This window comes from Microbacterium sp. SORGH_AS_0888 (genome assembly GCF_030818905.1).
Taxonomy (GTDB): Bacteria; Actinomycetota; Actinomycetes; order Actinomycetales; family Microbacteriaceae; genus Microbacterium.
Genome location: NZ_JAUTAZ010000001.1, coordinates 2,921,549 through 2,935,141, shown reverse-complemented (window position 1 = coordinate 2,935,141; position 13,593 = coordinate 2,921,549). Strand labels below are relative to the sequence as shown.

At 70.9% G+C, this 13,593-nt stretch carries 11 protein-coding genes and 1 pseudogene; 5 read left to right on the top strand and 7 right to left on the bottom strand.

Annotation, left to right across the window (positions count from 1 at the left end):
- Positions 1-8 precede the first annotated feature (8 nt).
- Positions 9-539 carry a GAF domain-containing protein gene (locus QE381_RS14310; protein WP_307219212.1) on the bottom strand — a complete coding sequence of 177 codons (531 nt, stop codon included), beginning with the start codon at positions 537-539 and terminating at the stop codon, positions 9-11.
- A 187-nt stretch (positions 540-726) separates the two neighbouring features.
- On the opposite strand from QE381_RS14310, the pseudogene QE381_RS14305 reads away from it, so the two are divergent.
- Positions 727-1,825 (top strand): annotated as a pseudogene (locus QE381_RS14305) (fatty acid desaturase).
- A 24-nt stretch (positions 1,826-1,849) separates the two neighbouring features.
- Positions 1,850-2,017 carry a hypothetical protein gene (locus tag QE381_RS14300; protein WP_307219210.1) on the top strand — a complete coding sequence of 56 codons (168 nt, stop codon included), beginning with the start codon at positions 1,850-1,852 and terminating at the stop codon, positions 2,015-2,017.
- Between the two features lie 32 nt (positions 2,018-2,049).
- Here the strand turns inward: QE381_RS14300 and QE381_RS14295 are convergent, their stop codons facing one another.
- On the bottom strand, positions 2,050-3,102 hold the full coding sequence (locus QE381_RS14295) for a phosphotransferase enzyme family protein (protein ID WP_307219208.1): 1,053 nt from the start codon (positions 3,100-3,102) through the stop codon (positions 2,050-2,052).
- A 143-nt stretch (positions 3,103-3,245) separates the two neighbouring features.
- On the opposite strand from QE381_RS14295, the gene QE381_RS14290 reads away from it, so the two are divergent.
- The 3 genes from QE381_RS14290 to QE381_RS14280 all read left to right on the top strand — a co-directional run bounded on the left by QE381_RS14290 (position 3,246) and on the right by QE381_RS14280 (position 7,016).
- A complete protein-coding gene (locus QE381_RS14290) occupies positions 3,246-4,619 on the top strand; it encodes an aspartate aminotransferase family protein (protein WP_307219206.1) in 1,374 nt (457 codons plus the stop codon).
- Position 4,620: 1 nt separating this feature from the next.
- Positions 4,621-5,352 carry a GntR family transcriptional regulator gene (locus tag QE381_RS14285; RefSeq protein WP_307219204.1) on the top strand — a complete coding sequence of 244 codons (732 nt, stop codon included), beginning with the start codon at positions 4,621-4,623 and terminating at the stop codon, positions 5,350-5,352.
- Positions 5,353-5,513: 161 nt separating this feature from the next.
- Positions 5,514-7,016, top strand: coding sequence for an amino acid permease (locus tag QE381_RS14280; protein WP_307219202.1), 1,503 nt, complete (start codon positions 5,514-5,516; stop codon positions 7,014-7,016).
- A 67-nt stretch (positions 7,017-7,083) separates the two neighbouring features.
- Here the strand turns inward: QE381_RS14280 and QE381_RS14275 are convergent, their stop codons facing one another.
- From QE381_RS14275 to opgC, 5 genes are read right to left on the bottom strand one after another with little or no spacing between them, the layout of a single operon-like run.
- Complete coding sequence (locus QE381_RS14275) at positions 7,084-7,506, bottom strand: ATP-binding protein (RefSeq protein WP_307219200.1); 423 nt, start codon at positions 7,504-7,506, stop codon at positions 7,084-7,086.
- Positions 7,496-7,828, bottom strand: coding sequence for an STAS domain-containing protein (locus QE381_RS14270; RefSeq protein WP_307219199.1), 333 nt, complete (start codon positions 7,826-7,828; stop codon positions 7,496-7,498). The genes QE381_RS14275 and QE381_RS14270 overlap by 11 nt, the downstream gene beginning before the upstream one ends.
- Positions 7,825-9,015, bottom strand: coding sequence for a PP2C family protein-serine/threonine phosphatase (locus QE381_RS14265; RefSeq protein WP_307219197.1), 1,191 nt, complete (start codon positions 9,013-9,015; stop codon positions 7,825-7,827). The genes QE381_RS14270 and QE381_RS14265 overlap by 4 nt, the downstream gene beginning before the upstream one ends.
- Positions 9,012-11,063: a glycosyltransferase gene (locus QE381_RS14260; RefSeq protein WP_307219196.1), complete on the bottom strand. Its 2,052-nt coding sequence runs from the start codon at positions 11,061-11,063 to the stop codon at positions 9,012-9,014. The genes QE381_RS14265 and QE381_RS14260 overlap by 4 nt, the downstream gene beginning before the upstream one ends.
- The gene (opgC, locus tag QE381_RS14255; protein ID WP_307219194.1) at positions 11,060-13,540 is read right to left on the bottom strand and encodes an OpgC domain-containing protein; all 2,481 of its coding nucleotides are present in this window, start codon (positions 13,538-13,540) and stop codon (positions 11,060-11,062) included. Before opgC ends, QE381_RS14260 begins: the two co-directional genes overlap by 4 nt.
- Between the last annotated feature and the right edge of the window lie 53 nt (positions 13,541-13,593).

Here is a 13,593-nt window from a genome sequence, read left to right as displayed (position 1 = left end):
TGGAGCTGTTAGGCGGCGAGCGTGGCGGTCTGCACGGTGCGCTGCTGGAGGACGCTGATGGTCGCGACGTCGGCGAGGGCCTGCGCCGCCCGCGCATCGGGGCCGTTCAGCGCCCCCTCCGTCTCGCGGAAGAGGTTGAGCGACCCGATGACCTCGTCGCGCAGGCGCAACGGGATGGCGTGGACGCCGACGTACCCGCGCTCACGCGACGCGTGCGCGAAGCGGGGCCATCCGCGCACGAGCTCTTCCGCGCTGCCCGAGGTCACCAGCTCACCCGTCGTGACCGCGGTGACGCACGGACCCTCGCCGGCGTCGAGCTGGAGCAGACCGATGAACTCGCTGCGTTCGCTGGTGGATGCCGCCAGCTGGAGCCTGCCCTCCTTGTCGACCAGGTGGATGGCCCCGGCGGCCGCGTCGAACAGCTCCACGGAGCGATCGACCAGGGTCTGGAGCACGTCCAGCACGTCGTAGTCGGCGACGAGGTTGTCGGTCAGCGTCACGAACGTCTCGACGAGTCGCGCCTCGCGGGCATCGGTCATGCGTACTCCCTCACCTCGGGGAGAACCACCGTAACGCTCCGGCCGCCACGCCGGGAACGCAGACCGAGTTGCATCGGCGGCGACCGGCGCCTTACGCTTTCCGCAGCTGCCCCTGACCCCGGTTGCCGGAACGTCTCCTCGTTCCGTCGACAACCGGGAGGGACACATCGTGACCGCCGAGAACGCCATGGTCGGCCGCGTCCGCACAACCGTCCGCGCGACGGACCGCAGCGTCGCGGCGAGGACGTCGACATACTCCGCGCTGCTGGCTCAGGTGAAGGATGCGGGCCTGCTTCGCCGCCGGCGCGGCTTCTACTGGATGCTGTTCGCCGGCCTCGTGCTGGCGACGGCGGCGTGCGGGGTCGTCTTCGCCGTGCTCGGAGACTCCTGGCTCCAGCTGGGCGTCGCCGTCGCCCTCGGCATGCTGTTCACCCAGTTCGCGTTCCTGTCCCACGAGGCCGCGCACCGGCAGATCTTCGCGTCGCGGGCCTGGAACGACCGCGCCGCGCAGTACATCGGCACGTTCGTGGTCGGCCTCAGCTACTCGTGGTGGACGAACAAGCACAACCGGCACCACGCCAACCCGAACACGATCGGCAAGGATCCCGACATCGAGCCGGACACCGTCGTGTTCCTTCCCGAGGACGCGCAACGCGCTCGAGGCCCGGTCCGATGGATCGTCCGGCACCAGGGCTGGCTGTTCTTCCCGCTGCTGACACTGGAGGGCCTCAACCTTCACCGCCATGCCGTGGTCTCCGTCGTGCGCGGCGGTGCCGGCCGCCCGGACCCGGCCGGACGCATCCTGGAGGGCGTGCTCCTGACCGCGCGCTTCGGCATCTATCTCGGGGCCGTCTTCCTCGTCCTGCCGCTGGGGCTCGCCTGCGCGTTCCTCGGGGTGCAGCTCGCCGTGTTCGGCGTCCTGATGGGTGCCGCGTTCGCCCCGAACCACAAGGGGATGCCGACGATCTCCGCAGATGCGCACGTCGACTTCTTCTCCCGCCCAGGTGCTGACCTCGCGCAACATCCGCGGCGGCTGGTGGGTGTCGTTCCTGATGGGCGGCCTGAACCACCAGGTCGAACACCACCTCTTCCCCTCGATGCCCCGGCCGGCGCTCAGGGAGGCCCGGCAGCTCGTGCGCGCGCACTGTCAGGACCTCGACGTGCCGTATGCCGAGACCACCCTGCTCCGCTCCTACGCCATCGTCGTGCAGTACCTCAACCGGGTCGGGCTGTCGGCACGCGACCCGTTCGCGTGCCCGCTGGTCACGGACCTCCGCATCCACTGATACCCCGCCTCGAAAGGCAGTCCCATGAAGACGATCGTCGTCCTCCTCGTCCTCTGGGCGATCCTGTCCATCGTCGGCTTCGCCCTCAACGGTCTCCTCTGGCTCGGGATCATCGGCGTCGTCCTCTTCGTCGGCACCGTGGTCTACGGGGTGATCCGGAACCGAGGTCGGCGCACCCGCCTTCGCGAGTGAGTCATCGTCGCGCTCGCGAGGAGAGGCGCGCGTCAGGCCAGCCAGCGCGGATCGTCGAGGTAGCGCGCCGCCACCTCGACGGTTCCCGGCAGGTTCTCCTCCCAGAGGTCCGTGGGGAGGGCGTCGGCGCGGTGGGTCGTCGCCCAGCCCAGCATCGTGAGCCGGCGCAGCATCGAGAAGGCCACCGCGGCGTCGAGGTCCTGCGAGCTCAGCGGACAGACGCTGTCGTATCCGTCGAGCCAGCGCGCCGCCATCTCGTGCGCGACGGGCCGGTGCTCGTAGAAGGTCAGCGCCGCGGCGAAGTCGTAGAGGTAGTAGCCGTACCCGCAGTCGTCGAAGTCGATGATGACCAGCGGATGCGGTCCCTCATCGACCCGCATCACGTTCGACGGCCGGAGATCGCCGTGGATGAGGCCGAAGTGTCGAGGCGACCGCTCGACGCCGGCGTCGGCGAGCGCCGCGAACGCCCGCGCCTCCGCCCGTTCCAGCGTCGCCCGGTCGGCGGCCACGAGGTCCGCATCGCGCCAGTCGCCCCAGCGCGCCGCCGCCCCGACCAGGTCGGGGAGGTCCCACTCGAAGCGTGCGAAGGACGCGGGCGGCGCCCACTCCCGCGCGTGCGCGTGGAGGAGCCCGGTCAACCGCCCGATCTCGGTGAAGTGCACGGGATCGGCGCCGTCGTCCTCCAGCACGGTCCCCTCAACGAACGCGAACGCGACGGCGGACCAGACGGCGCCGGCGTCCTCTCGGAGGAACTGGACGAAGTCCCCGTCCGCGCCCGGCACCGGGGCGGGCGTGGGGATGGCGACCTCGGTGCGGAGGGCATCGACCCACTGCAGCTCCGCGCGGATGTGGTCCGTGCTCGCCGCGTACCCCGGCCGCCCCAGACGCACCACCATGACCGGCGCCCCCTCGGGAGTCGTGACCTTGAACGTGACGTTCTCCGACAGCACGATGAGCGACACCAGGGTGTCGTCGGGGAGGGACCAGGCCTCGGCGATACCTCGCCGCACCCACAGCGGCGCCGGTGCGCCCCGTCGGAGACTCTCGAACACGTCGAGCTGAGCAGAGATGTGCGCGGTGGACATGTCACGGAATGTATTCGCGACGCCGCCCCCGCACGCGCCGATCCCGCGATCCGTAACGCGCCATTCATCTGCGCGGGGCGACCGTAACGGCCGAGAAACAGGCTCCGCGCGCGGATCGGGCCGCGACCGGCGACGATGGTGGGGTGAGCATCTTCTCCGGCACCACGTCCACCGGCAACGCCAGCATCCTCGAGGGCAACAGTTTCAAGGCGAGCGATGCCGAATCGCTGCCGGAGCGGGCGCGCGGGCTGGTCGCGCGACGCACCTCGCGTCTGGGCGCGGCGTACCGCCTGTTCTACCGCGAGCCGGTCGAGCTGGTGCGCGGGAAAGGGGCGTACGCGTGGGACGCGGACGGCGTCGAGTACCTCGACCTCTACAACAACGTGCCCTCGCTCGGCCACGCACACCCCGCCGTCGTCGAGGCGGTGTCACGACAGCTCGCCCAGCTGAACACGCACACGCGCTATCTGCACACCGCGATCCTCGACTACGCCGACGACCTGGCGTCGACACTCCCCCGCGACGACTACCAGACGATGTTCGTGTGCACGGGCTCCGAGGCCAACGACCTCGCGCTCCGGGTCGGACGCGAGGCCACCGGCGGTCGTGCCTACATCGCCACGCGGGAGGCCTACCACGGCAACACCGCGCTCGTGACCGCGCATTCGCCGTCGCTTGCCGGCAGTGAGCCGATGGATGCCGCGCTCCGGGTGATCGACCCGCCGGACACCTACCGCCACGGCTCGGCAGAGGCGGCGGGGCAGGCGTTCTTCGCGAGCGTCCGCGACGCCGTCACCGAGATCGAGGCCTCGGGCGACGGCCTGGCCGGCATCATCCTCGACACCTCGTTCTCCTCGGACGGGGTGTTCACCGGCACGCCGGGGATGATCGCCGCCGCGATCGAGCTGGTCCAGTCCCACGGCGGCGTGTTCATCGCTGACGAGGTGCAGCCGGGCTTCGCCCGCACCGGCGAGCAGTTCTGGGGCTTCGCGCGGCACGGTCTCGTCCCCGACATCATCACGACGGGCAAGCCGATGGGCAACGGGTTCCCCGTGGCCGGCATGATCGCGCGCGTCGGCACGCTCACACCGTTCAGCTCCTCGCGACCGTACTTCAACACCTTCGGCGGGAACCCGGTGGCCATCGCGGCGGCTCAGGCGGTTCTGGACACCATCCGGCACGAGGAGCTGCAGCAGCACGCCCTCCGCACCGGCGAGCTCTTCCGCTCGGCCCTTCGCGAGCTCGCGGAGGCGCACGAGGTCGTGGGCGACGTCCGCGGCGTCGGCCTGTACACGGGCGTGGAGCTGGTCACGGACCGTTCCGGCCGCGAGCCGGCGACGGGCATCGCCCTGGAGACCATCGAGGGGCTGCGCCGCCGCGGCGTGCTGACCAGCGTCTGCGGTCCGTCCAACAACATCCTCAAGCTCCGCCCTCCGCTGGCGTTCGCGGAGACCGACATCCCGCGCGCCATCGACGCCCTGGACGGCGCACTCGCCGACGCAGCGCGACGAGAGTGAGATGACCGACGTCCCTGCGCTGTATGCGCGGCTGCTGAGCCATCTCGACGCCCTCGACTTCGAGGCGGGCGAACGGATCGGGACGGAGCGCTCGCTCGCGGAGCAGTTCGGCGTCACCCGCTCGGTCCTGCGCGCAGCCCTCGGCGTCCTCGAGTCCGAGGGTCGTGTGCGGCGCACGATCGGGCGGATGGGCGGCGTCTTCAGCTGGGACGGCAAGATCGAGCGTCACCTCAACGCCATCGAGGGCGTGCCGGACATGCTGCGTCAGCAGGGCTTCCGTTCCGCCACCGAGGTCCTCAGCGCGGAGATCGCGATCGCCACGCCGATCGAGTGCCGTGCGCTGCAGCTCGATCCCGGTGCCGCCGTCTTCCGGCTGCGGCGGCGACGGGACGCGAACGACGTTCCCCTGTCGCTGGACTCCATGACGCTGCCCATGCGACTCGTCCCGGGCTTTCCCACCGTCGGTCATGCGCAGAGCGTGTACCGGATCCTCGCCGAGAAGTACGGCATCGAGGCGGCGGAGGCCAACGAGACGATCGACGTGTCGAGCGCGACGGAGGAGCAGGCCCGGATCCTCCAGGTCGAGGCCGGAGCCCCTCTGCTGGAGATCCACCGGGTGACGTACAGCCAGCACGGGGTGCCGTTCGAGTTCGCGCACGACTTCTTCCGCTCCGACCGGACGCGCATCACCCTGCGCCGGCACGGCGCGCGCTGGAAGCGCGTCGACCGCTGAGGTCGCCGGCGTGCGTCACACGCCATTCATCTTCGCCCCGCTGATGTAACGCCGAGGAAACCGAGGCCGCTGTCGACACGACCGCTCTCTCAGGAGACTGAGACCAGCGAGATTCCGACACCGTTCTCGCCGTTCTGCTCTGACCCGACTGCGGAGGACCCATGTCTGACACTCCCCAGGTGCGCACCCACCGGGGCGCCACCTACACGCGAGCCGACTCGTCATACTTCGAGAAGCGCACACTGAAGCGGTCGGCGGGGGTGTGGGGCCTATGGGGCCTCGCGATCGCCGCCGTGATCTCCGGGGACTTCTCGGGCTGGAACCTCGGCGTCGCCTACTCCGGATTCGGCGGGATGCTGATCGCCTTCGCCGTGCTCGTCCTCATGTACTACGGCCTCACCTTCTCGATCGGCGAGATGGCGGCCGCCATGCCGCACACGGGCGGGGCCTACTCGTTCGCACGCTCCGCTCTCGGGCCCTGGGGCGGTCTGGCCACGGGCCTGGCGGAGACGATCGAGTACGTCGCGACGACCGCGGTCGTCGTGTACTTCTCGGCACAGTACGCCAGCTCCGCGGTGACCGACCTGTTCGGGCTGACGCTGCCTCCTTTCGTGTGGTGGCTCATTCTCTACGCGGTCTTCATCGCGCTGAACGCCGCCGGCGCCGCGATCTCGTTCACGTTCGCCATCGTCGTCTCGGTCATCTCGATCGGCATCATCGTCGTCTTCGGCGCGATGGCGGTGTTCTCCGGCCGGTTCGACTGGGGCTCGCTGTGGGACATCGCGCCGCAGGACGGACAGAGCGCCTTCCTCCCCTTCGGGGTCGGCTCGATCCTCATGGCGCTGCCGTTCGCGATGTGGTTCTTCCTGGGAATCGAGGAGCTGCCGCTGGCCGCGGAGGAGTCGCACAACCCGTCGCGCGACATCCCCCGTGCGGGGCTGTGGGCGCGCGGGACGCTCATCGTGACGGGCCTCATCGTGCTGTTCCTCAACACGGGCGTGCTGGGCGCCGAGGCCACGGGCGGATCGCTCGAGCCGCTGCTGGACGGCTTCCGCGCCATCGTGGGCACCCAGGCCGCCGCGCTCCTCTCGCTGCTCGCGCTCGTGGGGCTGCTCGCCTCGCTCATGGGCATCATGTTCGCCTACGGACGGAACATGTACTCGCTGTCGCGCGCCGGATACTACCCGCGGTGGCTCTCGCTCACCGGCAAGAACAAGACCCCCTGGGTGGCACTGGTGTTCGGCGCCGCCATCGGCTTCGTCGCTCTGGTCGTGGTGCAGGCGGCGGGCGGCGACGCGAGCCCCGCCGGAGCCATCGTGCTCAACATCGCGGTCTGGGGCGCGGTGACGGCGTACTTCCTGCAGATGGTGTCCTTCATCGTGCTGCGGAGGCGGTTCCCGAACGCCGCACGACCCTATAGGAGCCCGTGGGGACTGTTCGGCGCATATTCCGCAGCCCTCATCGCGGCGGTGGTCTTCTTCGGTCTGCTGCTGAACCCCGCCTATCTGCCGGCGATCGTCGCGATCATCATCGTCTACGCCGTGATCTTCGCCGCGTTCGCCCTCTACGGGCGCAACCGCCTCGTGCTGTCGCCGGAGGAGGAGTACGCGCTGACCGGCGGGCTGGATGCGAGCGAGAAGGAGGCCACGGAACCGGTCGGCTGAGGTCGGAGTGGCCGGGTCGCCAGAGATCGAGGCCGGCACGGGCTCCGCTCGCGCCGGCCTCGAGCCGTCAGCGGCGCACGTCGGGGCCGAGGCGGCGGACGAGTCGCCAGACGTTGCCGCCGGATCTCTCGACCGAGAGCTCGTCGCACGCCGCGGCGGCGATCGCGAGGCCGCGCCCCGCCTCGGCGAGCGCGTCCACCATGGTCCGCGCGCCGAGGTCGAGCTGCACGGGGGCGGCGGAGTCGCGGAGCGTCGCGCGCAGCTCGTCCCCGGCGGAGAGCTCGACCACGAGGGACACCGTCTCATCGCCACGTGGACTGTGCACGGCGATGTTGGTGGCGATCTCGATGACGGCGAGCGTGAAGAGGGCGAGGTCGTCCTCCGGGATGTCCGGCGCACCCGCCGCGAGCTCCGCCAGCGCCTCGTGCAGCCCCTCGACGAACGCGAGCGTCGCGGGGCCCGCGCGGGAGACGGTGACCTCAGACGCCACCGAACGCGCTTTCGGCGTCGGGGTAGACCTGCAGCACCCGATCGAGGTTCGTGAGGCGCAGCACCTGCCGCACCTGCTCACCTGCCGCGGCGATCCGGAGATCGCCGCCGGCGACCCGGGTCGCCTTCAGCGCACCGACGAGGGCGCCGAGCCCGGACGAGTCGATGAAGCCGACCTTCGCGAGGTCGACCACGACCGTCGTGCGGCCGGCGGCCACGAGATCGGCGATCTCGGCGCGCAGCTGCGGCGCGGCGACGGCGGTGAGCCGGCCGTCGAGCCCGAGCACCACCGCATGGTCGAGGTTGCGTCGTTCGATGTTCATCCCGCTCCTTCCTCGGCGGCGGCGTCGAGGCGCGCCACCACCATCACCGTCACGTCATCGTGCGCCGGGGTCGCGCGCGCGAGGCGCGCTGCCTCATCGAGCGCTCCCTGCACGCCGCGCTCGCGCAGGACCCGCCGCACCTGCCCCAGGGGGTCGACGGGATCGAGCACGTCGAGCAGGCCATCGCTGCACACCATGAAGACGTCCCCCGGCCGCAGCTGCGTCCGGGCGGAGGCGCGGATGCCGGCCAGTCCCATGCCGAGCGGCGTCCCCGCCGAGCGGAGGTGATCCCAGCCGCCGTCGGCGCGGAGGACGTAGCCCAGGCTGTGTCCCGCGTCGACGAATCGCACGACGCCGGTCCCCGCATCCAGCTCGCCGTGGAACGCCGTGACGAACGTGCCGAGATCGGCAGCATCCGCGTCGAGCAGGCGGTCCGCCTCGCGGACGGCCTCGAGCAGATCGCGATCGGGCAGCGTCCGCAGCGACGCGCGGAGCCCCGCGGCCAGGAGCGCCGCCCCGACGCCCTTGCCCATCACGTCGGCGAGCGTGAAACGCAGGCCCGACGCGACGGGGTACCAGTCGTAGAGGTCGCCCGAGACCTGCCCCACGGGGACGGTGACGGCGGCCACCTCGTACCCGGGCAACGCGGGCACCGCGCGCGGGCGCAGCGTGCTCTGCAGCGCGGCGGCGTCGTCCAGCTCGTTCTGACGGAGGATCTCGGACTGCACCCACCAGGCCAGATCGCGAAGCAGGTCCTCCTCTCGGTCGCCGAGCACCCGCGGCTTGGTGTCGAGCAGGCACAGCGTGCCGATGCGCTCGCCCCCTCCGGCGGTGAGGGGATGACCGGCGTAGAAGCGAAGGTGGGGGTCACCGGCGACGAACGGGTTCGTCGCCCACCGGTCGTCTTCGCTCGCGTCGGGGACGATGACCGTGCGCCCCTCCCGAACCGTGTAGTCGCAGAAGGCGTCCTCGCGCGGCGCCTCGCGACCGCCCAGGCCGATCTCGGACTTGCGCCACTGCCGGCCGCGGTCCAGAAGCGTCACGCTCACCATCGGCACATCGAACATCTCCCGCGCGATCCGGGTGACGCGGTCGATGCGCTCGTCCCGCGGGGTGTCGAGGATGCCGAGCTCCTCGATCACGCGCTGGCTGGCCGCCTCGTCGTAGGGCGCTATGGACACCGTCATCTCCCGTCCTTCCGCGTTGCCCGCCGGGCGTGGTCGGCGAGGTGTTCCGCCTCGGTGGCGGGGTCGTACCCCCGGAACGTGGCAGCCTGGAACAGCACGCTCAGAACCACCAGATCGTAGACGGCCCAGGCGATGTTGACGGCGGTGCCGACGGGCTCGGCGCCGTTGACGAGCAGACGGATGCAGCCGACGACGATCGCCACGACGAGCAGCGCCATCACCACCAGCTGCGTCTTGATGAGGTGCCACTGCGGCCCGTTCGTGCTCGGACGGGTCTTCGGGGTCACGGCGAAGCCCAGCGGGATACGCAGGACCACGTTGGTGAACGCGGTCGAGCATGCCTTGAGCCACACCGGGAACAGCGCCAGGCTGTACTGCTGGCCGCGCCAGGTGGGCGCGCCCTTGGCGGCGATGAGGAACAGCACCTGGTTGACGACCATGAACGGGATGAAGCGGGCGAAGAAGTCCCCCGCATACGCGTGGACGGGGAGGATGCCGAGCACCAGGAAGATGATGGGCGCGGCGAAGTAGACCACCGCGGCGTAGCCCGACAGGTAGCTCCACATCGTGGCGAAGTACATGAGTCGCTGCGGCAGCGACATCCCCCACTGCACGAGCGGGTTCTCGCGCAGGAAGACCTGCATCGTGCCCTGCGCCCAGCGCAGGCGCTGGGTGAGCATCGTCCCGAGGTCCTCGGGGGCGAGGCCGTCGGCGAGCAGCTCGTGGTGGTACACGCTCTTCCACCCCATCCCGTGCATCCGCATCGAGGTCGCCATGTCCTCGGTGACGGAGATGGTCGCGAGCGGCATGACCGGCTGTGCCTCGGCGGCGCGGTCCACCCCGATCGTCCGAAGCACGGCCTGCGCCGCCTCCAGCGCGTTCAAGGGGGAGAGATCCTTCGACGTCAGCACCGCGACCGCCTGCTCGACATCGAACGCGTGCTCCTCCGGCGACGTGCCCGCGCCCGAGGAGGCGGCCAGCGCGGCGAGCTCCCGCAGGTCGTCGTCGATGCCGGCGACGTCGGAGGCGACGATCGAGCGGGTGGCGGCATCCACCCGTCGGTGCAGTCGGTACGTCACCTCCCCGAGCGGCTCGTGCGCGCGCAGCCTGGCACGCGCCTCCGCGACGGCGGCGGCGACCTCATCGAGCGCGGCGGCGACGGCGGGATCGGCGGCCGCCGGGCTGGTGCGGGACCTCTCGACGACCCGCGCGGCACTGCGCAGGGCGCGGGAGACCGAGCGGTCGAGCTCGCGCACGTAGCCGACGATGCCGAGCTGCATGAGCGCCTCACGGCGCAGGATCGCGTTGGAGCCGCAGAAGAAGGCCGCGTTCCAGCCGTCCTTGCCCTGCTGGATGGGTCCGTAGAACAGCGGCGCCTGGCTGCCGAGCGGATCGCCCGTGGCGACGTTGCTGAAGACCTGAGGCGTCTGGACGAGAGCGACCGACGGGTCGTCGAAGTACCCGAGAGTGTGGTCGAGGATCTCGGGGCGAGGGATCATGTCGGCGTCGAGGATGAGGATGAACTCGCCGTCGGTGACCTGGAGCGCGTTGTTGATGTTGCCGGCCTTGGCGTGTCTGGGGCGGTCGTCCCACTCGGCGCCGCGCGAGACGTACCCGACCCCGGCGGCCTCCGCGCGCCGGCGCAGCTCCGGGCGTGCCCCGTCGTCGAGGATCCACGTGCGGTGCGGATAGCGGATGCGCCGGGCGGCGAGCGCCGTCGTCATCACGAGGTCGATGGGCTCGTTGTAGGTGGCGATGAAGACGTCGACGGCGAGGCCTTCGACCGGCGGGGGCGGTGCGGGGCGGCCGCGCGCCCGCCACATCATCATTCCGAAGAGGCAGACGTCGATGAGGCTGTAGGTCTCGGCGGCGATGAGGGGGATGGCGATCCACCAGGCGTCCCAGTTGAGCGAGAACAGCCACCGCCAGGCGATGTAGTTGACGCCCAGCAGGACCGTGAGCAGGACGACGACGCGCAGCAGGAGCAGGCGTCCCTCGCTGATGCGGGTGTCGCCGGTCGTCGCGTCGATCCGCGTGCGAGCGCTCATCGTGGCACCACCCGGAAGAGGAACCGCGTGCGCACCATGACCCACAGCAGGGCGAGCGCCCCGATGTTCGCGAGAGTGCCGACCCAGAGGTCTCCTCGGTTCAGGGCCGGGATGCTGGCGACGATCACGGCGAAGAACACGTGCATGACGAACACGTAGAGGCTCGCCTGTCCGAGCGGCACGAGGAAGCCGCCGACGACGGCGGCGATCGGCGCCCAGTACGCCGAGAGCAGCGCGTAGAGCGCGACCACCAGGAGCACGACGTTGACCAGCCGGCCGGGCGCGAGGAAGGTGCGCTCGAAGGAGGTCCCGTAGATGTCGCGGAAGGTGTTGTCGGCGACGAGGCCGAGCCGTGGGTCGCCGGGCGCCGGGGCATAGGGGTTGTTCCAGGAGAACAGCATGAGCGCGACCGTCGCCGCGACGATCGCGACGAGGGCGAGACGGCCCCCGCGCGTGGCGAACCAGGCGAGGATCTCACGTCGATGGAAGCCTCCGACCATCCCGAGGACGAAGAGCAGCTGCCACACGAGCAGGGGGAAGGAGTCCTCGAACTGCGAGGGGAGCAGCCGCACGCGCGTCGTGTATCCGACGACGTAGAGGGCCGCGCTCACCCCGAGCACCCACGGCCACCAGCGGCGTCCGAGCGCCCACAGCACGAGCGGGGAGACGAGGAGGAGGACGACGTAGAGACCCATGACGTTGAACTGCCACGGGCCCATGCGCAGCAGCAGGAAGTCGAGCACGACCTGCGGATCGACCGGGTAGTGCAGGATGCGGTCGGCCCCCGCGTAGAGGTCGTACACCCGGCCCGTGGCGCCCGCTCCCGCCGCCCCGGTCCCCTGATCCGTGAACGTGGTGACCGCCTGGTGCCGCAGGAACGGCACGAGGGAGAGGGCGTAGACCAGCACCACGACGACGAGCGCCGTGCGATACAGCTTCCACGAACGCTGTCCGGTGCGGATCACGACCTCCCCGATGCCCCCGGAGACGAGCTTCGGACGGTAGACGAGGCCGAGCACGGCGCCCGAGAGGAGGACGAAGAGCTCGGCTCCCGAGACGACGCCGAGGAGCTCCTGCGTGCCGATCTGCAGGTAGCTGACCAGCCCGAGATGGTTCACGACGACGAAGACGATCGCGAGGCCGCGCAGCAGGTCGATGCGCGCGTCGCGCGACGGCGCCCCGGTGTAGCGCAACCGCCTGGCGCCGGCCGACCCGCGCCAGGCGTAGACGATGAGCCCGGCGACGAACACGACGACGAGGGCGACGACCAGCCAGCCCGCGACGCCGCCCACACGTGTCGTGTCCGCGGACGCGCCGGACGGCTCTCGCACCGGGCCCAGCACGAGGTCCGACGCGCGCAGATCCGCCGCGAAGGCCGAGCGCACCGCATCCGACGACAGCGTCACCGACCAGTCGATGACGGTCTCGCCGACGACGCCGCGCCTGGTGACGGTGTCCTGCCAGATGACGGCCGACAGGTGTGGGATCCGCGACGAGCCGACGGCTGCCTCGATCTGGCGCCACCAGGCCGACTTGATATCCAGCGCGCTCGGGCCGGCCGCGCTGGCGCTGGAGAACGCCGCGGTCTCGATCAGCAGCGGGCGGTCGGAGGCGGCGTACGTGCCGGAGAAGTCGGGCGCACCGGAGCCGTCCGCGCCGGTGAGGCGCGCGACGAAGTCGTCGGGGCCGGGGACGACGTTGCGCGCCTCGCGCCCCGCCGTCTCGTCGAAGTAGACCGAGAGCCCGACCGCGTCGACGGAGGCGTCACCGGGGTAGTACGGGGCGTAGGGGTCGTCGGCGCCGGTGAGCAGACCGTCGCCGTCGGTGTCGGCGCCTGCCTGAGCGGATGTGGGCGGAGCCGCGGCCGCGAAGGGGTAATCGCCGCCCCAGAACGGCGACCACAGGACCGCGGCCTCCGGCATCCGGCTGTGCACGACGTCGGCGAATGCCGTGAACGCAGCCCGGTAGGCGTCGGGCCGCTGCCCCCAGGGCACCCATGTCGTGTTCATGTCGGGGGCGAAGCTGAGGTAGAGCGGGGCGCCGACCGGCTTCGCGAGATCGGACAGAGCCCTCACGAGCTCCTCCGCCTGAGCCGGTCCGAGCTCGTCGAGCGACACGGTGGGGCGCAGGGCGATGAGAGCGATGGAGCCGGCCGCCGCGGTCTGTTCGAAGAAGCCCGCCAGGTACCCGCGGTCGGCCTCCGTCAACGGGTACGGCACGTCGCGCTGGTAGATCGCGCTGGGGGCCCCGAGCCGCTCCGCATGGTCGGCGACGCTGTCGCTCCCCCACTGGATGATCGATCCGAAGTACGCACCGCCGGAGGGCACGAGATCGTTCGGCTGGCGCCCGTCGGATGCTGCGGCCGGCCGCGCGTCCAGCACGACCGCGAGCAGGGCGAGCACCGCACAGACGGCCGCGACCGCCGCGCGCCGTCCGCCCCGTGGGAGGGCGGTCTCGGCGAGACGCTGGTAGTGCACGTCGAATCTGCCTCCGTCTCCCCGCGAACATCAGGACCCTATCGATGTCCTGT